This is a genomic window from Aeromicrobium sp. WCS2018Hpa-31 (assembly GCF_031843905.1).
Taxonomy (GTDB): Bacteria; Actinomycetota; Actinomycetes; order Propionibacteriales; family Nocardioidaceae; genus Aeromicrobium.
In genome coordinates this window covers 164,784-184,887 of record NZ_JAVTJF010000001.1, presented here as the reverse complement: position 1 = coordinate 184,887, position 20,104 = coordinate 164,784, and the positions used below count along the sequence as shown (strand labels likewise).

At 64.4% G+C, this 20,104-nt stretch carries 20 protein-coding genes; 13 read left to right on the top strand and 7 right to left on the bottom strand.

All coding sequences use genetic code 11. The features are described from left to right. Window positions 1-213: 213 nt before the first annotated feature. The gene (locus RQG84_RS00925; protein ID WP_311208445.1) at window positions 214-513 is read left to right on the top strand and encodes a helix-turn-helix domain-containing protein; all 300 of its coding nucleotides are present in this window, start codon (window positions 214-216) and stop codon (window positions 511-513) included. Further along, window positions 514-1,770, top strand: coding sequence for a type II toxin-antitoxin system HipA family toxin (locus tag RQG84_RS00920; RefSeq protein WP_311208444.1), 1,257 nt, complete (start codon window positions 514-516; stop codon window positions 1,768-1,770). It abuts the gene before it with no gap. 138 nt (window positions 1,771-1,908) lie between these two features. On the opposite strand, the gene RQG84_RS00915 is transcribed toward RQG84_RS00920, so the two are convergent. Both RQG84_RS00915 and RQG84_RS00910 read right to left on the bottom strand, forming a co-directional pair. Continuing rightward, the gene (locus RQG84_RS00915) at window positions 1,909-3,072 is read right to left on the bottom strand and encodes a hypothetical protein (RefSeq protein ID WP_311208443.1); all 1,164 of its coding nucleotides are present in this window, start codon (window positions 3,070-3,072) and stop codon (window positions 1,909-1,911) included. Window positions 3,073-3,137: 65 nt separating this feature from the next. Further along, window positions 3,138-3,569 (bottom strand): hypothetical protein, encoded by a 432-nt coding sequence (locus RQG84_RS00910; protein ID WP_311208442.1) that lies wholly within the window; start codon window positions 3,567-3,569, stop codon window positions 3,138-3,140. Between the two features lie 87 nt (window positions 3,570-3,656). Between RQG84_RS00910 and RQG84_RS00905 the strand changes: the two genes are divergently transcribed. Further along, window positions 3,657-3,899 (top strand): hypothetical protein, encoded by a 243-nt coding sequence (locus RQG84_RS00905; RefSeq protein WP_311208441.1) that lies wholly within the window; start codon window positions 3,657-3,659, stop codon window positions 3,897-3,899. Between the two features lie 78 nt (window positions 3,900-3,977). Here RQG84_RS00905 and RQG84_RS00900 read toward each other — a convergent pair whose 3' ends face one another. After that, window positions 3,978-8,333, bottom strand: a complete 4,356-nt coding sequence (locus RQG84_RS00900) for a hypothetical protein (protein WP_311208440.1) — start codon at window positions 8,331-8,333, stop codon at window positions 3,978-3,980. Window positions 8,334-8,685: 352 nt separating this feature from the next. Between RQG84_RS00900 and RQG84_RS00895 the strand changes: the two genes are divergently transcribed. The 4 genes from RQG84_RS00895 to RQG84_RS00880 all read left to right on the top strand — a co-directional run bounded on the left by RQG84_RS00895 (window position 8,686) and on the right by RQG84_RS00880 (window position 12,067). Next, window positions 8,686-8,973 carry a hypothetical protein gene (locus RQG84_RS00895; RefSeq protein ID WP_311208439.1) on the top strand — a complete coding sequence of 96 codons (288 nt, stop codon included), beginning with the start codon at window positions 8,686-8,688 and terminating at the stop codon, window positions 8,971-8,973. Beyond that, window positions 8,973-9,944, top strand: a complete 972-nt coding sequence (locus RQG84_RS00890) for a hypothetical protein (protein WP_311208438.1) — start codon at window positions 8,973-8,975, stop codon at window positions 9,942-9,944. The genes RQG84_RS00895 and RQG84_RS00890 overlap by 1 nt, the downstream gene beginning before the upstream one ends. 111 nt (window positions 9,945-10,055) lie before the next feature. Next, complete coding sequence (locus tag RQG84_RS00885; protein ID WP_311208437.1) at window positions 10,056-11,015, top strand: hypothetical protein; 960 nt, start codon at window positions 10,056-10,058, stop codon at window positions 11,013-11,015. After that, a complete protein-coding gene (locus tag RQG84_RS00880) occupies window positions 11,015-12,067 on the top strand; it encodes an ImmA/IrrE family metallo-endopeptidase (protein WP_311208436.1) in 1,053 nt (350 codons plus the stop codon). Before RQG84_RS00885 ends, RQG84_RS00880 begins: the two co-directional genes overlap by 1 nt. A 9-nt stretch (window positions 12,068-12,076) precedes the next feature. On the opposite strand, the gene RQG84_RS00875 is transcribed toward RQG84_RS00880, so the two are convergent. Beyond that, window positions 12,077-12,610: a hypothetical protein gene (locus RQG84_RS00875; protein ID WP_311208435.1), complete on the bottom strand. Its 534-nt coding sequence runs from the start codon at window positions 12,608-12,610 to the stop codon at window positions 12,077-12,079. 68 nt (window positions 12,611-12,678) lie between these two features. Next, the gene (locus RQG84_RS00870) at window positions 12,679-12,816 is read right to left on the bottom strand and encodes a hypothetical protein (RefSeq protein WP_311208434.1); all 138 of its coding nucleotides are present in this window, start codon (window positions 12,814-12,816) and stop codon (window positions 12,679-12,681) included. A gap of 170 nt (window positions 12,817-12,986) precedes the next feature. Here RQG84_RS00870 and RQG84_RS00865 point away from each other — a divergent pair, with 170 nt between their 5' ends. The 5 genes from RQG84_RS00865 (at window position 12,987) to RQG84_RS00845 (ending at window position 16,675) form a co-directional block, all read left to right on the top strand. Beyond that, window positions 12,987-13,610 carry a hypothetical protein gene (locus RQG84_RS00865; protein WP_311208433.1) on the top strand — a complete coding sequence of 208 codons (624 nt, stop codon included), beginning with the start codon at window positions 12,987-12,989 and terminating at the stop codon, window positions 13,608-13,610. A 259-nt stretch (window positions 13,611-13,869) separates the two neighbouring features. Further along, window positions 13,870-14,091: a DUF2188 domain-containing protein gene (locus RQG84_RS00860; protein ID WP_311208432.1), complete on the top strand. Its 222-nt coding sequence runs from the start codon at window positions 13,870-13,872 to the stop codon at window positions 14,089-14,091. Window positions 14,092-14,241: 150 nt separating this feature from the next. Next, entirely contained in the window at window positions 14,242-15,258 is a 1,017-nt protein-coding gene (locus RQG84_RS00855) for an MBL fold metallo-hydrolase (RefSeq protein WP_311208431.1), read from the top strand. A 92-nt stretch (window positions 15,259-15,350) separates the two neighbouring features. Then, the gene (locus RQG84_RS00850; protein WP_311208430.1) at window positions 15,351-16,064 is read left to right on the top strand and encodes a hypothetical protein; all 714 of its coding nucleotides are present in this window, start codon (window positions 15,351-15,353) and stop codon (window positions 16,062-16,064) included. Window positions 16,065-16,066: 2 nt separating this feature from the next. After that, entirely contained in the window at window positions 16,067-16,675 is a 609-nt protein-coding gene (locus RQG84_RS00845; RefSeq protein WP_311208429.1) for an arginase family protein, read from the top strand. Between the two features lie 448 nt (window positions 16,676-17,123). Here the strand turns inward: RQG84_RS00845 and RQG84_RS00840 are convergent, their stop codons facing one another. After that, window positions 17,124-17,480 (bottom strand): helix-turn-helix domain-containing protein, encoded by a 357-nt coding sequence (locus tag RQG84_RS00840; RefSeq protein ID WP_311208428.1) that lies wholly within the window; start codon window positions 17,478-17,480, stop codon window positions 17,124-17,126. 115 nt (window positions 17,481-17,595) lie between these two features. Here RQG84_RS00840 and RQG84_RS00835 point away from each other — a divergent pair, with 115 nt between their 5' ends. Then, a complete protein-coding gene (locus tag RQG84_RS00835; RefSeq protein ID WP_311208427.1) occupies window positions 17,596-18,426 on the top strand; it encodes an NAD(P)H-binding protein in 831 nt (276 codons plus the stop codon). Between the two features lie 228 nt (window positions 18,427-18,654). Here the strand turns inward: RQG84_RS00835 and RQG84_RS00830 are convergent, their stop codons facing one another. Next, window positions 18,655-20,061 (bottom strand): NAD(P)-binding protein, encoded by a 1,407-nt coding sequence (locus RQG84_RS00830; protein ID WP_311208426.1) that lies wholly within the window; start codon window positions 20,059-20,061, stop codon window positions 18,655-18,657. Window positions 20,062-20,104: the final 43 nt, after the last annotated feature.

Sequence of the window (20,104 nt, the reverse complement as noted above, 5' to 3'; positions counted from 1 at the left end):
GTTGTGAGATCTAGCACCCATGAAGCACGTGCCTGTCCATCCCACCAACTAGGTGCATTGCGACGGCCCCACTCCGGATCCCCGACTTCCATCGGGGCTCCCGACGGTGCGTCGACGACGCTGCTTGCGTCCAGAGTTCCCATGACGCACTATGGAAACTACTGTTTCCGCTATCGACCTTAGTGGCAAGCACTCTTTCCATAGGAGCAGATCATGGCTGGCCCTCACGTTCCTGTCCGCGTACGCCAAAGCGCCCGCGAACTGGGCCAACACGTCACCACCTGGCGCAAGCTTCAAAACCTCACCGCCGCACAACTGAGTGAACGAGCCGGCATCTCCCGCCCCACACTTCGCAAGCTCGAGAACGGTGACTCCAGCGTCGGCCTCGACACATTCCTGGTTGTGCTCCGCGCGCTCGGCCAACTAGACCGCCTCGTCGACAGCATCGACCCGTACGAGACCGACCTCGGTCGAGCCCGCTCCGAACAACAGCTACCCGAACGAGTGCGATAGATGGCCGCACAACCAGCCACCACCCGCATCCGCGTCTTCGTCGACATTGACGAAACCCCCGTCCCCGTCGGCATCGCCTACGCCAGCCAACGTGGCGACCACACCACAGTCACCTTTGCGTACGACGACACGTACCAGGCCGACGGGCGCGCTTACTCCATAAGTCCCGACCTTCCCTTGAGGCAAAGTCAGCACGTCACCGACGGACTTCCCAAAGCATTCGGCGACAGCGCACCCGACCGATGGGGACGCAACCTCATCAGGAAGCGCCACCAAGCACTCCACCGCTCCAGCGGCACTGCACGCACCGTCGGCGAAGTCGATTACCTTCTGGGCGTCAGCGACGCCACCCGCCAAGGCGCACTACGCTACACCCTGGACGACAATGGCCCTTTCCAGGCCGACGACATCGCCACCGGCGGCGTCCCCAAAATCGTCGCACTGCCGGAACTACTCGCCGCCGCCGACAAGGTAGCCCGCGATCCCGACGCGATGACCGCCATCAAGATCCTCCTCGACGCCGGCACCGGCACCCTCGGCGGCGCACGACCCAAAGCATCGGTGCGCGACAACGAACAACTCCTGATCGCCAAGTTCCCCCACCACAGCGATGACTGGGACGTCATGGCCTGGGAGAAAACCACACTCGACTTAGCCGCCGCCGCTGGAATCAACACGCCACCTAGCCGACTGGCCCTCATCGAAAACCAGCACGTACTTCTCCTCGACCGCTTCGACCGCCAACACGCCGCAACCACGGCAAACCTTGGCGGTCGACGTCTCCCCTACATCAGCGCCATGACCCTCATCGGAGCCGACGACGGCACCAAGTCCGACTACCTCGAACTCGCCGAAGCCCTCACCCTCCACGGCGCCGCAGTCAACAAAGACCTCGCTCAACTATGGCGGCGCATCGCGTTCTCCCTCATCGTCAACAACACCGACGACCACATGCGCAACCACGGTTTCCTCCACACCTATGGAGGCTGGACCCTATCCCCGGCCTTCGACATCAACCCCGAACCGGACATCAACCGACACCGGGCCTCCACCATCGGTTTCACAGACCAACCCGCTGGAACCAAAGCCGCCCTCATGGACAACGCAGCCGAGTTCAGACTCAAGAGCTCCGCCGCCGCGTCCATCTGGGACGAAGTGCTCGAAGCGACCGCGAACTGGCGAGACGTCGCAACCTCACACGGAATACCCGAGCGCGAACTCACCATGTTCGCTCCCGCTTTGGATCGATACCGGTAGCGACGCCCATGCTCGACCACATCGACGTCCACCGGGTTGCCGCCGACGAAGGCGCATGACGGCCTTCATCTTCCACGTCGATCGCCTCTCACGAAAGGGCTACGAACTCGCTCCTGAGGCTGCGGCTCCCCGCCGCCCTCAGCTTTCGCGCGCGGCCGCATCGGCGGGCGAGATAGGAAGACTCGCGTTCCGCAGCAGCGCCGTTCCCGCAGCGAGGGCCGCATGGATCGATTCCGCCCGCACGGGGACGCTGTGCTCACCTCGACGGCGAATAATGCTGATGAAGGCGCCCTCAACCTTGCCAGCGACAACGGCACCGTGGACAAGGAAAGGTTTGCTCTCCACGGGTTGAGCCGGGATACGCAGCACAGTGATGTACCCGGCACCCCGAGTCGTCTCCACCAGAGTGTTGTGAACTTCGAGACCTTCGACTGGTGGAAAGACTCGACGGTCGATGACCTTGTGGACGGTGGAAGTTGGAGCCGGAGCCCCCAGGAGTCGCAGTCCCGTGATGACGTCCTCACCCTTCACACGCTTCGTGGTCATGCCGATGACGATGAGCCCGTCCCGGTCGCCATTGCAGAAGCGGGCGACGTCTTGAGCGAGCTCGATCTCGCCAACCACGTCCCCGACCGGGTGAAGTTCACTCTTGGCTTCGAGCCAATCGGACTCGACCATGCCGATGAGCATGTCGGCACGCCCGGCCACGACGAGATCGAAGGCGGAGCTGGCGTCGTAGTCACCGTCGTTGAGTTGGTTGACGATCCGACAAACAGTGTCGGAGATTACGACGACGTCGGCGATCCTGGCGCCTCTTCGCGGAGTGCTGACGCGAACGGTGACGAGCCCTTGAGAACCAGCACCAGTGACGACCGCCGCGACGACGCGACTACCGAAACGCGCAAGGGGACCATCAAGCACCACCTTGAAGTCCTCGTTCTCGAACCTAAGCCCGTTCAGTCCCACTTGGATGTCGGCGACGACACCATGCTCCGAATCCCAACCGAGGCTGAACGGTTCCGGGATGGAGTAATCGACATCGAAGTCGTCAACGGGCACGTCGGCGACGCGAAAGTCACCGACGACACTAGTCATCCCCCAGTCGTCAACTTGACTAGAAACCGCGCTGTCACCTGCCTCTGCACGGAGAGCTCGCGCCAAAGACGCCAACGACCCATCAGCAACCGCCTCGAGGGGCGCAATCCAGCAGAACCCGTCCTGAGTTTCGATGTCGAAACCGTTCAAACGCAGAGCGTCATCGCGCGCATAGAACTTGAACTCGCTCGACACCATGCGACCCATGCAACCTCATGAACGGCCGTGCTGCGACTAGTCGACATCGCGAGCCTCAAGCACCCCGGCCGGAGTCACCGCTTCGGCAACGCCTTCCACACGAGGACGTAGACGAGCAGACCGGCCACCACAGCAACCCCGGCAACACCCTTGAGGTACGTCGACAAAGAAGCCGCCGTAAAGGCGGTATTCACAGTCACGGCAATCGCTGTGCCCGTTGCGAACATCGGCACTGCAAGCTTCAAGCGCGGGCGGATCATGCGCAGCATCTGGGTGCCAGCATCGTCCGACAAGACCGTCTCCCACTTATCCAACGCCGCATAGGAAGCGAAAATGAGACCGACCACAGCGGCAACAAGCTGCGCCCTCCCCGCGTCGGATTGTCCCGGGACCCCCACCATCAACCCTGCTCCGGCGCCCAGCATCACGGACAGCAGAGCGGTTGTTCTCAGCCACGTGAGCACCTCCGCTCCCCCTCCGTCACCATCCGACACCGCAGCACTCATCGCTACACCCCATCCGACGCTGCAGAAGGTTGCGCACCAGCGCTCTCCTCGCACCATCCTTCAGAACAAGAACACGATGGAGGCCCCATGCACGAAGTATTCGCACCCCTCGCGAACGGGCTGTACGTGCTTGCCGTCATCGCCGCATCCTTCGGTTCAGCTGTGGCCTCTTTAGGCAGCGCATTCTGGTTCAGCGACCAGCTGCGCGTCCGCAACGTTGCCAGACCTGCCAGACGAGTCGTCTTCGTCTTAGCCTTCGTCGGCGCGGCAACAGTCAGCCTGAGCATCATGATCTTCATGGTTCACCTCGCCAATCGTCCGCCGTTCTGACCGTACCCACGATTGAAGGCCCGCGTGCGCAGGCGGCTAGACCGCAACGGTTCGTGAACAGGCTGCCGCCAGATCCTGCTAGCCCTCGTCAAGCGACCTGTGCAGTGAGCGCCCCTGTTCCACGAGCCTGTCCAAAAAATCGAGGTGGGTCTCGTCGTCGCCCTCACGAAGGAGGCGCACGACAAGGTCGGCCAACAACGCGAGCGGGAAAGGTTGCCCTTCGGCGACGATGCATCGAAAGACCCGATCAACGACGTGCGAGGCGGCTGGCGGCAGCTGGCCCGGCCAACGTCCCAGCAGTCTGACCATCTCGTCCGCGGACCCCCGAAAGACCTCGTCCGGGGCAGAGCTCACCAGCTCGATGACCCCCTCGCTGGGTGCTGTGCCCTCGTGAGTACTGAGAACGGAACGCGTGACAACTTCGCGAACCTGCGGGTCGTCATCTTCAACTACCTGCGCGGCCTTGCCGAGGTCGTCGGCGGCGTGAGCGGCCCAAAGGCGAGCAACGCCAACCCGCGCGTTTGGGGTCAGTAGCGCGTACTGCTGCGGCAGCGAGAGGGGCAGCCTGTCCCAATGCACCAGATGAGCCCAAATTTCCCCAGCGTTCTGGGCCACCTGGTCCAGCTCCGATGAAAGCGCTCGATCGATGATGGGCAGCACGCTCGCCAAGTTTCTGCCGGCCGCATACCGGATGAGGTCGAAGCCTCCGCTACTGCCTAACGGCTCGAGGCCCTGGGTGAACATCGCGACCGTCAGTTCTACGGCCCGGCCCGGATCCAGGTGGCTGATCGCGCCGACGGCGCTGCAGGTCGCAATCCGCACCGCTGGAACCGGATCCGTTGCCAGCGCCTGAACGGTGCTATCTGTGTGGCGCCAATCCGATGGGGCAGCCCAAAGATGGCGAGCCAGTGCGTGCGCCGCTGCTCCACGGGTGCAGTTCAGTCCGAAGTTCACGGCGTCGTCGATGTCCCCCGCGCCCTCGACCTGCACGCTCGGATAGTCATCGAGCTCCGGATCGGGGTGGGTCGCGCCCATCTCGGCGACCGCGACGAGGTTCGGCGGGTACGGTGCCTCAAACTTCTCAACTGCCCACATCAGTGAGGTCGATATATTGGCGGGTACTCGTTCGAGCATGTCGAGCGCAAGGACCGCCCAGTCGTGCGCAGGCATGCGGCCTGCGAGCGACTCAAGGAGTACCACCGCATACAACGGCGAAACATCGGTCGGCAAGGCGCGAAGCAAGCGCGCGAATCGGTCTGAATCGACCTCGACCCGTGTCCGAAGCTGCTGACATAGTCGGTTCGACATGTCTCGCCTCGTCTCATAGACATCGTCGCGCGGTGCAGGATAGTGCCGCATCGCCGAGATCCAGTGCCGATCGGCCATCTTCTCTGCGGAGTGCGCAGAGAACAACGAGCCAGTGAGTTCCGAATTCGCGCTTCTGTCTGCCGTCATCTCGAGGTCGAACTTTCGCGACAGTTCCTCTCGCCGCAAGCGACTTCGCCGCGGCAGCACATCGGGGTCAAAGGCTGACAACAGTTCCCACTCGGCCCGTCCGCGTCGTTTCCATCCACGGGGCGATCGCTCCGTGGCGGGTGTTTCGGCGTGAACTAGTACCAGGAACGCCGCCAGAACCTGCTCGGAGACGGTGTACTGGTGCCGGGAAATGATGTCCCGGGCGATGCGGTAGGGGTTCGACTGCCAACCGAGACCGAGATCGTTCAGACCAACAAGCCACCGGAACGCGCGGTCTGCGTCTGTTTGCGCGAGCATGACCCGACTGAGCAAGTACGTCAGCGCTTCGGTCCTCGGCGGTTCGAGTTGAGCGACCACGGCGTCGACATCACCCGGGTCCCAGTGGACTTCATCGATGGCGACGGTGAGAGCTTCGAAGAGCTCGCGGACGAAATCGACCATGACCGGCCGCCGGCGCTGCCGCCACGCGCACAGCCGCAACCGTCCCTCCTCCTCAGACCGGGCGGTCGCAGCTGACGTAGAGACGATGAACGGCGAGACCGCCGCGAGGAACCCGGCCGGGTCGTGCTCTGCCAGGGTCCTCAGAGTCTGCCTGCCGTGCGTGCTAGCGCTGACGTTCAGGGCTTCGACGGGGTCGCTCACACCATGCTGCTCGCACAGGACCTGGACACGATTCAGCAAGGCTCGCAGCCACCGCAACTGAGAGGCCGGCTCCAGGTCCTCGGCGATGACGAACCACACGGCCTCGTCCAACTCGGCGCGCTCTCGGACTAAATCCAGTTCTCCGGCGTCCAGCAGCTCGATGGCGAAGGACAAGTTCGCACTGACTGCCCCTCGTTCGATCACGTCATGCGCCCAGACCTTGGATCCATCGCGACCCACGAGCGGGCGCAGCAAGGTCGCGACCTCTGTTGGACGCTCCACGATGCATGCCGCAACCGCGGCCGCCACCGACGTCCTGACGTCGGTCTCAAGGAGACGAGCAACGTCGCCACGACGAAGGGCGACATCCAGCCACAGCGGTTGCGACAACAACCACCGCACCTGCTCGCCGATATAGGTCTTCTCCTCGGCGAGATCAGCGAGCAGCTGCCACCCGCCCGTCGACGGCGTCGCCGACCACAGAACCTGAGCGACAACTTGTTTGAGATGTGACCGGACGTCGGGGGAGACCAACATCTGATGGGCGACGATGAAGCCCCGGTATGGGGCTCGGTCGAGGAGATAGTCCAGCACTTGTCGGACCTGGGATCGTCGAAAGAGCGATTGGGATGTGCTGCTGACGTATCTGGTCAGGTCCGACGAGCTCTCCACGAAGGAGCGGGCGAAGACGAAGTCAAAGTATCGCTCGTGGAAGAACCCGACCCGTCCGCCATCTGCCGTCAGCAAGCCTGCTGAGACCAGCGCGGAGACTTCCGGCTGAAGGTCTGCCACCTCGATTTCGGAAAGGCTGAGTTGCTCGCCGTCGCTAAGTCGTTGGGCCAGGGTTCCCAGCACGCTCATCCATCCGGCGGTGGCACTGGCGGAACCCGCCTTCTGGCGACAATGACCCTCCTTGGCTAGGAAGAGACGAGCGGTGGTGAGCCGCTGGGAAGACCCCTGAACCGAGGCTCGAACTTCAACCAGCAGCCCCAGCTCGAGCGGATTGCGGATGAGTTCGATGGCGGCGGGCGCGAGCAGAGTTCGGTCGATACCCGCGGCAACGAGGGCCCTCTCAACTTCTTCAACGGTGAGCTTGGATACCTCGACCTGCCGGCTGTCTTCTCGCTCAGTGATGGCTCGGAGGCGCTGATCGTGCGCCAAGTCGACCGATCTGACGGCCAGCAGGACGCGCATGGTCGGCCACGCATGCATCATGGAGAGCACCTGCTCGACCGCCCGGTACGTCTCCGGCATGCGCCCTGAGAACGTGCTCACCGCATCCAGCTGGTCGACGACCAGCAACGAAGGCTCCTGGCCGCACAGATCGCCGAGCAGGGTCGCCGGCGAGCCAGCCAACCCGCTGGCCTCACCGAGCGCGTCAGCGGTGTGCACTGTGCCCGGCAATGCATCGAGACGGATGACCACCTTGCGCCAATCGGATAGGCGCGGATGAGTGAGCACCTGCTCGACGACGCTCGTCTTGCCCGAACCCGGAGCGCCATGCAAAACGACCAACTTCGCGGGGCCGACGAGGTGGTCGACGACCTCGGTCGTCGATGCCCGTGGCAGCGGCTCCCGTCCGCGACGAGCGTGATGGACTCGCTGAGTGAACGAGTCGACCGTGTCGGACAGTGACGCGGCTGTCTGCGGGTCTCCTAGTCGAGGGCGCACAACAAGGTTGAGCGACTCGAGGCCTTTGCGTACATCGTCGGCGTACAGCGTCTTTCCGAGCTGGCTGAGCAGCCAGCCGTGGATGGCGTGCATCGTGGCTTCGGGTCGTCCGTTGACCACCGCCTGGTCGATCCGCGAGATGGCGAGCTCGCGCAGCCCGTCGTGGGTGTGATGGGAGAACGTGAACCGCGCGAGAAGTTCCACGGCCTCCTCGGGCGAGCGCCCCAGCGAGCCCGCGAATGAAGCCAGGTCGTCCTCGAACTTCTCAGGTGGTTCGAACGGTTCACGCCGCGCCGAAGCCATTGCGTGTGTGGTCACAAGGAGTCTTTGGGTCACGCCACTCATCGGCACAGCGGCAACCAGATGAACCGAGTCACCGTTGAGGAGGTGGCGGTCGGCCTTCGCGACGACCTTCGCCAAGAGATGAGGTGTCCACGAGGTGAATGAGGTGCCGCTTTTGGCCTGATCCCACCGCAGCGTGCCGTCACTTCGGACCCTGAACTCGACCCCTTGCCCGTCCGGTCCGATTGGCTCGGGACGGATTGAGTCGGCCCGGCCGCCGAGCACATCGAGCAGAACGCAGATCGTCCACCACGACTCGTACCTGTTGCCCACCTTGTCTGCCCAGCCGCCAGCAAAAGTCACACGCGTCCTCCTCCCAGGATCGTCCGGACGCGACCGAGCCTACGGAATAAGGGCGCTCTCCTATCGCAGCGAATCCCCGACCCGGCCAGAAGGCCGAAGGGGCGGACAAAGTCAAACGACGAGGTGCCCGATGCGGTGGTGCAAGCAGCCGGGTATTCCACTCACCGGCGTGATCGAGAGTGTCCTGCGGCGACGTACTGAGAGACGGACCCATCCGACACGCCGTAGATATCTCGGGTGCCCGCGTAGCGCGACGCCAACGCGCGACCATAGACCCGGATTGAGGAGGTCCTGTTCGGTGGACGACGAGCAAGCCCTGCAGCCCGGGTGCGTCTGGTGGGTCGACTCCTCTGTGCTGTCACGCACCGACAAGAAGCCCGAGCGGCCAGTCATCATCGTTCAAGGTCCACGCCAAGGAGTTGCCATCGTCATCGTCTACGGCCGCACCTCCGACCTCGGGGTCGAAGGTGTCTACACGCCAGCCGGCACCCTTCCCGACCTCACAAAGCCGGGAGTCTTCGCGCCCCGCCATCAGCAGCACATCCACGTCGCGGACCTTCGCGCCCCCGCCTGTCGGTTCGCCGGCGTCCTACCCGAGCCGTACCGCACCCAGGTGCTCTCGCTGTGGATGGAACTGTGATGAGCGCCTACTCAGAACTCATCAACGAGGGAATCGTCGGCCCGAGCACCCTCGCCATGCTCATGAGCGTAGGCCGCCAGCTCGTAGAGAGCCGAAACTACCCCGACCCGGACGAAAAGGGTCACTGGACCGACAACGACGTTGCCGAACTCGTGCACGACATGGTCGCCGCTGAGTCCCAAACCGTCTCCTTCGTTGACGACATGCTGGCGTCCTCGGTAGACGAGGACTCTCTCCGCAGAGTCGTTGCCCACCGTGTCGCCATCGCCTTCGCCGAACGCGCGCGCGCGACCGACGCAGGACACCTGTCAGGTCGCATCATGAAGCTGCTCAAGGACCCCGACAACCCATTCGTCGACATCGGAGCCGGATGGTGGTCAGACACTCCAAACAGGGAGGCCGACCTCACGACCAGTTCCCGAGATGACCTTCTGCGAGCCGCGTACGCCGTTCCTCACGTGCGCTTCACCCGGTGGAACCTCGACTCAGAACGGCGCGCACCATTCGCACCGAAGGATGACTTGGAGCGGCTCGTGACCGCCATCATCGACGCCGCCGGGGGACGCGTCCACAAGAACGAATTGATCGCAGTACTCAAGTTGTACTTCGGACTGCGACCCGAAACAGTCGACATCGACGACGATTCGCACGTCTTTGACCTTCCCGCGACCGACCCGGACGCGTCGGCCTCATCCGACGCGCAAAGGTGGGCGGACTTCATCTGGACTCAGCTCGAACCCGACGCTCGACGAGTCCTGCCATACCTCGAAGACTCAGCCACTGACATCGCCACTGCCACTGGTCTCGGACGAACTCGCGCGAACAACATGCGCCGAGAAGTGCGAACCGTTCTGACACGCGCACTCGGTCTCGAGACACCACAGTCGGTCAGTCGCGAAATCGCCGCACACGCAATCCATTTGCTTCAAGAGCGCGCAACCGATGCCGAGAACCGAAGGGGTGGAGCATGATGGTTCGAACGATCCGGCACTTTGGAACGACAGGGACGAGTATGACCTCGTCCGATACAGGGTGCTTCCCTATCCCATCCGCTAGCGAACCGACGCGGGGACTGCGAGCGCATGCCTGACCAGCCTTCAGCCACCGACAAGCTCGCCGCACTGCTGGCCGCTCAACCGCAATCAGTTATCGCGAAGGCGATGCGGCACACCACAACCACGCCGGAGCAGGTACAGCCGGAACCCGGCCAGGTCTGGAGGGTTCGTTGGAATGACGACGTCGCACTCGTCGTCATCACCAAATCGACCGAGACGTACCTCCTTGTCATGCCAATCGACGTGACCCCCCGAAACGCTGACGAGACAGGAATCGTTCTCCCCGGATCCAAAGCCGGCTTCACCGGGGACGTCAACGTTCTCGCGATGCTGGAGACAGGCGTCGGCATCTGGACCCTCGAAGTGTTCATCGGCGCGCTCCTCGATGAAGCCGAGGTCGCCCTCCTGCGCAGATGGATGAAGGGTCTGGCCACCGACTTGCCCCAAGGGTGGCGCGTGGGGTTGCCGACCCCGCATGACGCGGACCCCCGACGCCAGCGGACGCGTGTCCTTGGCGAACAAATCAACTCGATCGGCTCCGCGGACTGGCTCTCAGAGGAATGGACACGCGACCCCGCCGCAAGGACCCCCGGTCCACCCGCGAAGCTCGGAGTAGCTGACCTAGAGGCCTTTCACCGTGCGCTCAACAGCTCCCCACAAAGAGCCGCCGCCATCGCACGAGGCGACTCATCCCCCGAGCCTGCCGAGAGAGAGCGACTCCTCGAGGCGGGGCTGACACCGGTGACACGGATGCCAGACCTCGCCGTCATCCACTACCTCGACACCCCCATCGCCAAGCGGGTGGTCGTAGAACTCGCTCGCTGCGAGCATCTCGACGAAGGTCAGCTCCGCCGCGATATCGCGGCCAAGTATCAACCGATCGCAGCTCGAGCCCCGCGCCAGCAAGCATCCGACCTTCCCCAGTCGGTTCTGCTGGTCCAAGACGAACTACTCCGTCGTCTCAGCGCCCACCAGAGCGCCCACTGATGGCCGAAGTGCCGGCCTGGCTGAGTACCACGTTCGACCGCAGAGCAGTGGCGCGCCAAGCAGAACGCCTCGTCCAGGCGCTCCATGCTCGCCGGCCAAACCTTCTCGAGACACTTCGACGTGACCCGCTCGAAGCACTCCGGAACTTCACGGAGGTGCAGTTCGAGCTGAACGAGCATTCCAACAGCGGCGGATGCAGCGTGCTCGGTCGCTACGATCCGAGCACCGAACCACCGACCATCAGCGTCACCCGGACAAGCCAAGGTCAGACCTGGTTCTCCGCACTACACGAACTGGGACATCACGAGCAGCAAGGCGACTTCGGCTGGCTCTCCGCAATGAGCGACTTGCCGCCCCGCGAACAGAGGTCCCTCGAAGAGCAGGTCTGCGAGGCGTTCGCCGCGGAAGTTCTCCTCGGCTCTGATGTCGTCCACGCCACCATCGGCGACGGCATCAGCACAGCGCGATCCATTGAGACACTCCGCCACGCGACAGGTGCCAGCCGCGCTGCGTGTGCCGTCAGAGTGATCCAACTCCTCCGCGCGGACGGGGCCGTCATGGTGACCGACCTCAAGGGCGAGGTGCTGTTCGCCACCGGTTCAGGAGACGTGATCGCACCGCGACGCGGCACAGTCCAACCCCCCGACTCGGTCGTCGCCAGGGCGGCATCGGCCGGCACCTCCTCTTCTCGCGACGCCGCAATCATGTACGGAACAGGGCGGCAACGTCACGGTTTCGCTGCCGACGCGGTCCGCGACGGTCAGTACGTCTACGCGGTCTTCACGAGCGGACGGCCGGGATGGGCCACCGGCGCGTACATCCCCCGAGCCCTCCATTGGGACCGCGCAGAGCATTACTGCCCCTGTGGCGAGGTGTTCACGCCCGGGACCGGAAACCACTGTCATCACTGCGCCCGCGCAGATCGCTGCCCCGAGTGCAATCGCTGCATCTGCGAACCCGCTCCGGCGCGAGAGAGGACGTGCACCAGCTGCTTTCTGAGCTTGTCGCTAGCCCGTTTTGACGGCGACAGCCCCACCTGTCGCGACTGCTAGCGAGTCTGGTCAGGCGCGCTCGATGCTGTGATGACAAATCGGCTGGAACGGGATGGCGAACACGTCCTCCGCGACCGGGTGATAGCGCCGCCGGTGGCCGTCGTAGACGGCCTGCGTGTCTACGACCTGGCCCTCGTACGCTCCGCACTGGTCCGGTCTTCCCTGGGCATCAGCGGCTCGGTAGACGCGCACCTGCTGGACTCCTTCGGCGAGCAACAGCGCCGATAGGCCCCGCACGTTCCAGGTGTTGAACTCCGACGTGGCCATCGTCTCGGCCGCCGCGGCGAGGTTCACTGCGCGCAGCCCGGACTTCGTCCTCGCCGACAGTTCTTCGGCCACGATGAGACCGGTCGTCGATGAGGATCTGACGGAGCCGGGTCTCGCGTGGTCGGTGATGGTTTCGCGCATCAGTTCGGGCCAACGACGGCGCCCTTCGGCGTTCAGCCGCACCGGCTGGAAGGGAGCGCGCGACGCCTGCTCGGCATCGAACTCAGCGATCATGCTTGCGCGGGCCCCGCCGGTCAACTCCGTGAAGTTCATCATGGACGTTTCCTTGACGCGTGGAGTAGGGAACGCTCGGGGCCGCAGCTGGTGCTGCGGCCCCGCGTGGGTCACTTCTTCTTGGACTTCCTGGCCTGCGCGAGGGCAGAGCCGGCGGCCGTCTTCGAGGCCTTCCCGGTTCGCTTGTCGCGCAGCACCTTCGAGGACGCCCTCGCTGCCGCGGGGCTGGTTTCCTTGCGGTTCGGCATGGTTGCTCCTGTCGTGTCGGCTGCTGCTACTTCTGCTTGTCGCTCCATCCGCAACATTCGTGCGCGGGTGCTGCCGAGACCTCGAACTTTCGGGCTGACGGGTGATCTTCAACGGTCGGCCGAGACAAGCAGCTGTGACTGCCTCCTCGACGAGCCCTAACCTCCTGGGCATGACCCCGCGGCTCGGGGCAAGCTTGTTCGGCGCATCAGTACTTGTCGCCGGCGCGCTGCTCGTGCTGCGGCCTCCGCAGAGACGCATCGCGGCGCCATCGTGCGAGCACGCCCCACTCGGGTGCACAGTCACCGTCGATGAGGTCAGCACGGCCCTACCCCTCGCGCTCCTCGCCGTCGGGACACTTCTGCTGCTGATGGCCATCACCGGCAGGATGTGGATCGTCACCTTCGGGGACCACGGCGTCAGGCCCGAACCACAGGTCGCGCCCTCAACCGCGGGAGAAGTCGAAAGCAAAGCCTCGAGCACCGAGACAGCGAGCCCGTCACACCCGTCCGCGTCGACCGAGAACTCCACCGGTCCTGACGCGAGCACCACGGCAAGCCTCGAAGCATTCACCGCCCTCTATCAGCAGGACGTCGAAGTTGCCGATGCCCTCGAGGAAGCCTGGCGCGAGTGGTACGGGATCTCCGTCGCAGACCGAGTCATCGACTCACGCCGAGCCACCGGAAAAGGGAACCACTCCTGGTACGTGAAAGCTCTCGACGGCGATGACACGGCACGGTGGACACGAATTTCGCGCGGAGGACGCAGCGGCGGTATCACGACCAGCCGACAATGAGCCGCATCCGCCCTCCACCGGCGGACCCGAACGGCGCCGATCCGAAACACGGTCATCGACACACCACAGCCGAGCCTGCGTTTCTCAGGCGCCCCCGCCCAACCCTCCACGCCACCGCTCGACGTTCCGCTTCCCACCAGCAGGCCGCAGGCCGCACACGACGCCAGCGGCCAAGGCCGCACGATGCCGGCCGATGGAGCGACAAGGGGAACGAGAGCAGCCGACCACCGCATCGGCCACTACAACCAAGGAGTTCCCCATGGCACGCGCACGATACGACGTCGTCTACAAGGCCAGCACCTGGCGGGTCGCGCACCGAGGCCAGACGCTGTCGACCCACGCACTCAAGGACCCCGCAATCACAGCCGGCGTCCGCGCAGCAACCAACAACCATCCCAGCCAGCTGATCGTCCACCGCATGGACGGAACGATCGAGGACGAGCGCACCTACGGAAACGACCCCTTCCCTCCCCGCGGCTGACTACCTCGCCGGCCGGCTACCTCGCGGACGCGACGCACCCGCGGGCGCTGCAGGTGCCCGGCCGCAAACCCACGCACCAGGACACGGCGCGTCAACCTACGCCACACAACTCCTCAAACAAGCACCACGAACCGCGAAGGGACTCATACCATGCACGAGGTCGACTACCTATGGGTGGGCGAGAAGTCCAACACCGGTGACGCCATCGCGATGCGCTTCACCCGACCTGACACCGGAACCGACGCAGTGGTCGTCATCGACGGAGGCTTCAAAGAGACCGGCGACCGTATCGCCGACCTCATCGAAGAGTTCTACGACACCACCACCATCGACCTCGCCATCTGCACACACCCCGACGACGACCACATCATGGGCCTCTTCACGCTCCTGGAGCGCGCCACTGTCACCACGCTGCTCCTCCACCGCCCCCGCGACTTCGGCTTCGGTCCCAGCGACAACGTCAAGTCCGAGACGGTCGAAGACCTCATCGCCCTCGCGGAACGACGCGGAACGCACGTCGAAGCAGGCCAGTTTGCCGGAACACGACTCTTCGGTGGCGCCCTCACCATCGCCGGCCCCACCCGCGACTACTACGCCGAAACACTCGCCGAACAGCGCGCCCTGACCGGCTCCGTCCTGTCCAAGATCGCCCACACCGCCAGCACGACATTCGCGCGCGTACGACAGCTGATCAGGGACCCCGGCGAAACGATGACCGGAGACAACGGAGGAACCACCCCCCGCAACAACTCCAGCATCATCGTCAACTTCCTCGTCGGCGACAAGCGCGCACTCTTCACCGGCGATGCCGGCACTCCAGCACTCACCCACGCCGCGAACACCCTCGACCTCCTAGGACTGTCCGCCGCTCCACTCGACCTCTTCGACATTCCTCACCACGGCTCACGGCACAACCTCACGCCCGAGCTGCTCGACCGCCTCCTCGGCCCACAGACCGACAGCACGAGAGGTTTCGCCATCGCCAGCGTCGGGAAGCAAGCTCATGACCACCCGCGACCCGAAGTTGCCAACGCCATCAGGAGACGCGGCTACCCCGTCGTCTGCACACGCGGCATCAACCTCCGATGGTCCTCTCCCGACGCCCCTTCGCGAGCGTCGTATTCCAGCCCCGCCGAACCACTCGGATGGCTCGAGGAAACCACGTGAGCAGATCATCACCACAAGCAGACCCAACCATCACCTTCCACGCCGCAATGACGGTCGATGACCTTCGCCCCTCAACGGTCAGGTGGTAGACGATGGCCAGCACGTACGACCTCAAAGCACGCGCGACGCCCGGGCTCCTCGCCATCGCACCGATCTCCGTCGCCCTCCTCTCACTCGGCCTCATCCAGTCCTCCGCACTCACCGCAGCCAGCGCGCTCGCGACCATCGTCGGCGGAACGTACGTCATCTCAGTCCTCGTCGGCGCCATCGGACGCGGAGCCCAGGTGACCCTCTGGACCGAGTGGGACGGTCCCAGCACCACCCGCATGCTTCGACTACGCGATCGGGCCACCAACCCCCTGCAGCAGAGAAAATGGCGCACGGATATCACAGCTCTCACCGGCGTCGACCTGTTCGACGAAGCCGAAGAACGTCGCCAGCCCAGCGCAGCCGACCAGGCCATCGAGACGGCCGTCGCTTCATGCCGATACCTGGGCCACGGCGGTCCTCGTGGCATAGCAGCCGTCCAAGCCGAGAACACTCAGTACGGGTTCGAACGGAACCTGTACGCGCTGAGATGGATCGGACGCGGGCTCGCTCTCCTCGCAGCAGTCGGGACGGCTCTATCCCACGCCCTCCTCAACGCCACACCCACACCAGCGTTCCTAACCAGCCTTGCTCCCACCGTGCCGTGCCTGCTCTTCTGGGCGCTCGCCCCATCCGAGAAGAGAACACGACAGGCCGCCGACCGCTACGCCGTACAACTGTTCAACGCGGTTAGCGTCGCGGCACACACCCCCTCCTGAAGATGCGACGCAAAGAAGACTGTGCCGCCTACCGGTTGCAAGGACACCGGCATCCTCGTGAGCTCAGGCGGCAACGCAGAGGAGACGCTTGTCGGAGAACTCGTCCATGCCCAGCAGTCCGAGCTCACGGCCGAACCCCGAGCCCCTCCCTCCGCTACGGCCACCACAACCTCCAAGACGACCTGCGCTTCGGATTCGGCACCCCCGAAGCCGTAGGCATCACAAGCCGCGAGTTCCTCCAGATCCTCCGCGGGCTTGGCGGACTGAACCTCATCGGCGCCGACGTCGTCGAGGTCCCACCCGCCTTCGACCACGCCCAGCTCACCGGCGTGGCCGCCCCCACGTCGCCTACGACCTCATCTCCCTACTCGCATTGCGGCGCCCGCCCCTCGACCTCGGCGAGGGCCCTGAGGTGTCGGGCGTGCGCGAGCGGCCGCGACCTCCGGTGCACGGGGCGTGCTGGACAGACCAGGGTGCCGCGTGCTCGCTACTCCCTCGATCACTCAAGGCTCAGGAGCCCACCGGCCTCGCATCTTGAGCGCTCGCGCACGCCTCTACATTCAGGGCTCTGCGCGCCCATCACAACGCCGACGCAACACCACGTCAAGTGAGCGTCACGAGACTCCTGGGCGCCATCCTCTCGTTCCGTTCGACGGACGACGCCAACCACCGGCGCGCACGTCCATGCGGCCGAGAGAACACTCATCAGACCACATATTGGTGAGAGACTGACACGTGCTTCAGGCCGTCACTGCTCGGCATCCGGAGTGGGCCACGTGAGCCACCCGCTCTCTGCGCAGGGCGCAATGACGCACTTCCGTCAGGTCGACGTTCCTGCGGTCCAGCATCCCAAACAACGCACCGGACGGCGTGAGAACTCGTCGCCTCACGCCATCGAGCCGCATCGCAATCGTCAACGAGATTGGGTCGTCGTAGCCGACGAACTGCGGACAAGTCGCTCGAAGTCGGCGATGACAGTCCTACCGGCCGGGGTACCGCGACGCGGCCCCGCGGCGCGCTGAAGCATCGAGCTCGAGACCACCCAAGCGCCAGCCACCGTCATGTATCGCCGCGCGCCGCGCTCCTTGCGAAGTTCACCGCGAGCCGTTGAGGCGGACCCACCTCGTCCATGGCCGCCTCGAACACGGGCACCGGAACCGTGTCGGCCCAGGCGTTCATGGCATCCAGAACAGTCCTGAGTTCAACGCCCACAGGCGTCAACTCGTACACCACCCGAGGCGGAATTTCCCCGTAGGCCGTCCTGGTCACCAACCCGTACGACTCGAAACGTCGCAGACGGCTGGTCAGTGTGTGCGCACTGATGCCAGGCAGAGCCTGCATCAGCTCAGTGAAGCGCAGCGGTCCGCGCAAGAGCTCGCGTACGACGAGGGTGGCCCAAGGTCCATCCAGCAGCATCAAGAACCTCGAGACTCCGCATTCAGGCACGAGGCCACATCCCTTTTCCATAGATCCGACCCTATTCCATTAGTGCAGTTGACTTCACTGATGCAGTGTATGCACTAATGGCCCCATGACATACATCGTGCACGGCGCTTCCGGCGCCCAAGGATCCCCCGTCCTCGCCGCTCTCCGAGCTGCTGGGCACCACGCGACCGCGGCAGTCCGCGACCCCGCCTCCGTCCGTGGCCCGGCCGTCGCCGCCGACTATTCGTCCATCGATTCGCTCATCAGCGCCTACCAGGGAGCGTCCGGGGTCTTTGTCCATCTCCCCGTCGGAGCCCCTGAGTACCAATGGTCCGTTGCCACGAACGTCGCGCTCGCGCTCGACCGCGCGGACGTGCCCCGAGTCGTCATGTCCACCAGCGGATATCCACTCGCCCCCGGAACCGGCCCAGCCGCGCTTCTCGACGCGCTCGGTGCTTCGGGCCGGTCGTTCGCGGCCCTTGATCCCAAGCTCTTCCTCGAGAATCTCCTACTCCCCGGCGTCCTCGACACCGTCCGCCTCGAAGGGGTGCTGCGATACCCGCTGCGCGCGGACTACAACCTGTCCTGGGTCTCGCACCTGGACGTCGCCGACGCCGCTGTCCGGCTGCTGCTTGACCATGACGTCACTGGGCGCGTGTCAATTGGGGCACTGCCTCCACTGGTGGGCTCGGAACTGGCCGCGGGGTTTGCCAACCACTTCGGGACGTCCATGTCCTTCGAGGCGCAAGATCCCGAGGACTTCGGTCGGGGAATCATCCCTCTGTTCGGCGAACAGGCCGCTCGACCGGTCATCGACGCGTACATCTGGCGCCAGAGCCAAGAATCCGAGGTGATCGATGAAGAGGTCTCGGCGCAGCGACTCCTCGCCCTCACCCCTCGTCCCGTTTCTCGCTGGCTTGCCGAGCTTGGAGTCTGACAATTGCGACCATTCACCCGAGCATGGGTGCGGCTCGTCGCGACATGACCGCCGTTGGGGGCATCTCTTCGCTAATGGCGTAGTCCTTGGATGCCATGGGGACGACATCCCCATGGCATCCAAGGACTGAAGCGACGGCCATGAATCTTCTGGACACGGCTGTTCGCGGGCAACTCCGAGACAGCCACATTCGAGGGAGGGACCTCGAACGTGGCTGCCGCTCGAGGATCACACGAGGTCAGCGACTGGGCCGACGCGTCGAATGATGTTTTCCATGGCCGGTTCCGCCCACGAACGCGTGGCGTCCATGGCGGCCTTCACTGCCGGATCAGACAATCTCTCCCGCAGTCCACGCGCAGGGTTGAGGCGCGTCCGTCCCGACCAAGCGCGAATTTCCGGCACTTCACCACGGCGCCTTGCACTGATGATCTGATCGCGAGTGAAAGAGAGCAAATCATCCACGTGACCGGTGTAGACCACCGGAAGAGCGAGTCGTTCCTTCACGTCGTCATCATCGTCGATGAGGGCCTCAACAACGGCGAGGGTGGCGGCGCTCCAGCACGCGAATCCTGGCGTGACGTACTGAAGCGTGATCTGGTCCTTCTCGAACACTCGTCGCCTCTCGAGCGTTCGAAGACCCGTTGCTGTGCAGTCCACAACGACGTGGCCGGCCGCGAGGTCGAGGCTGCCCTCGACCATGTCGAGGCCGTCGGCGCGGACCCGGGTGACTCGCCCGGAGCGGACGATGTTGGCAATGTTCCGCAAGCCCTCGATCTCCTGCTCGCTGATCGTGGCGCCGCGGAAGGCTGTTGGCGCGACGTCGCGGTCGATTCGCAGGAAGACCCCCATCTCTTCGAGCTTGAGCGCCATCTCCGCTCCCGACTTCGAGACCGCTGCGGCCTCCAACCACGCCGCTCCGAACCTCGCGCGTGCTTCCACAAGATCGAGGCACTGCGTCCAGGAACGGTTGATCGACCACACGTCGCGCGACCTGACCCAGGTGATCGAGTCCTGGGCAACACCGTTCTCGAGTAGCCACGTACACGTATCCATCGCCGTCTTGCCAGCGCCGAGCACCACGTAGCCCGACGGCCTCGAGCGAAGCTTTACGAGATCGTTCGGCGGGATGACCACCGCCCCGGGATCGATGTCGAACGCGGGCGTGTGGGTGGACGGGATGGCGGGCTCGATGTATGCGGCGTCGACGACCTTGCGGCGGACGATGATCTCGACTTGCTCGCCGTTCACGACCGACGACACGACGTGCCTTCCGTCCTCGTCCCTCCGGTACTCGCTCATCGGCAAGTAGCGGACCTGTCCTGAGGGCAACAGGCCGCGCTCCATCACCTCGGAGAAATAGCTGCAGATCTCGTGGGCCGAAGACAACTCGTACATGCCGGCGTTATTGCCGCGTGTGTCGATCCGGTCACCGCCGAGGTCCGTCGATGAGACCCCGTAGCAGGCGGCAGGTTGGTGAAGGCGAACGAACGGGTAGGCGTCGTGCCAGTGCCCGCCCGGACGATGCCTGCGATCAACCATGATGACGTCGGCCGAAGAGTGTTCGATGAGGGCATCGACGAAGGCCATGCCGGACGCGCCTGCGCCGACCACGAGATAATCCGTCTCAAGCTTCATGGGTGTTCCTTTCCTGCTCGAAGGAGACCGCGGCCGACAGAAG

Coding starts and splice junctions, on each gene's coding strand:
- RQG84_RS00925 (WP_311208445.1), top strand. CDS start 214: ATGGCTGGCCCTCACGTTCCTGTCCGCGTACGCCAAAGCGCCCGCGAA.
- RQG84_RS00920 (WP_311208444.1), top strand. CDS start 514: ATGGCCGCACAACCAGCCACCACCCGCATCCGCGTCTTCGTCGACATT.
- RQG84_RS00915 (WP_311208443.1), bottom strand. CDS start 3,072: ATGGGTCGCATGGTGTCGAGCGAGTTCAAGTTCTATGCGCGCGATGAC.
- RQG84_RS00910 (WP_311208442.1), bottom strand. CDS start 3,569: ATGAGTGCTGCGGTGTCGGATGGTGACGGAGGGGGAGCGGAGGTGCTC.
- RQG84_RS00905 (WP_311208441.1), top strand. CDS start 3,657: ATGCACGAAGTATTCGCACCCCTCGCGAACGGGCTGTACGTGCTTGCC.
- RQG84_RS00890 (WP_311208438.1), top strand. CDS start 8,973: ATGAGCGCCTACTCAGAACTCATCAACGAGGGAATCGTCGGCCCGAGC.
- RQG84_RS00885 (WP_311208437.1), top strand. CDS start 10,056: ATGCCTGACCAGCCTTCAGCCACCGACAAGCTCGCCGCACTGCTGGCC.
- RQG84_RS00880 (WP_311208436.1), top strand. CDS start 11,015: ATGGCCGAAGTGCCGGCCTGGCTGAGTACCACGTTCGACCGCAGAGCA.
- RQG84_RS00875 (WP_311208435.1), bottom strand. CDS start 12,610: ATGATGAACTTCACGGAGTTGACCGGCGGGGCCCGCGCAAGCATGATC.
- RQG84_RS00870 (WP_311208434.1), bottom strand. CDS start 12,816: ATGCCGAACCGCAAGGAAACCAGCCCCGCGGCAGCGAGGGCGTCCTCG.
- RQG84_RS00865 (WP_311208433.1), top strand. CDS start 12,987: ATGACCCCGCGGCTCGGGGCAAGCTTGTTCGGCGCATCAGTACTTGTC.
- RQG84_RS00860 (WP_311208432.1), top strand. CDS start 13,870: ATGGCACGCGCACGATACGACGTCGTCTACAAGGCCAGCACCTGGCGG.
- RQG84_RS00855 (WP_311208431.1), top strand. CDS start 14,242: ATGCACGAGGTCGACTACCTATGGGTGGGCGAGAAGTCCAACACCGGT.
- RQG84_RS00850 (WP_311208430.1), top strand. CDS start 15,351: ATGGCCAGCACGTACGACCTCAAAGCACGCGCGACGCCCGGGCTCCTC.
- RQG84_RS00845 (WP_311208429.1), top strand. CDS start 16,067: ATGCGACGCAAAGAAGACTGTGCCGCCTACCGGTTGCAAGGACACCGG.
- RQG84_RS00840 (WP_311208428.1), bottom strand. CDS start 17,480: ATGCTGCTGGATGGACCTTGGGCCACCCTCGTCGTACGCGAGCTCTTG.
- RQG84_RS00835 (WP_311208427.1), top strand. CDS start 17,596: ATGACATACATCGTGCACGGCGCTTCCGGCGCCCAAGGATCCCCCGTC.
- RQG84_RS00830 (WP_311208426.1), bottom strand. CDS start 20,061: ATGAAGCTTGAGACGGATTATCTCGTGGTCGGCGCAGGCGCGTCCGGC.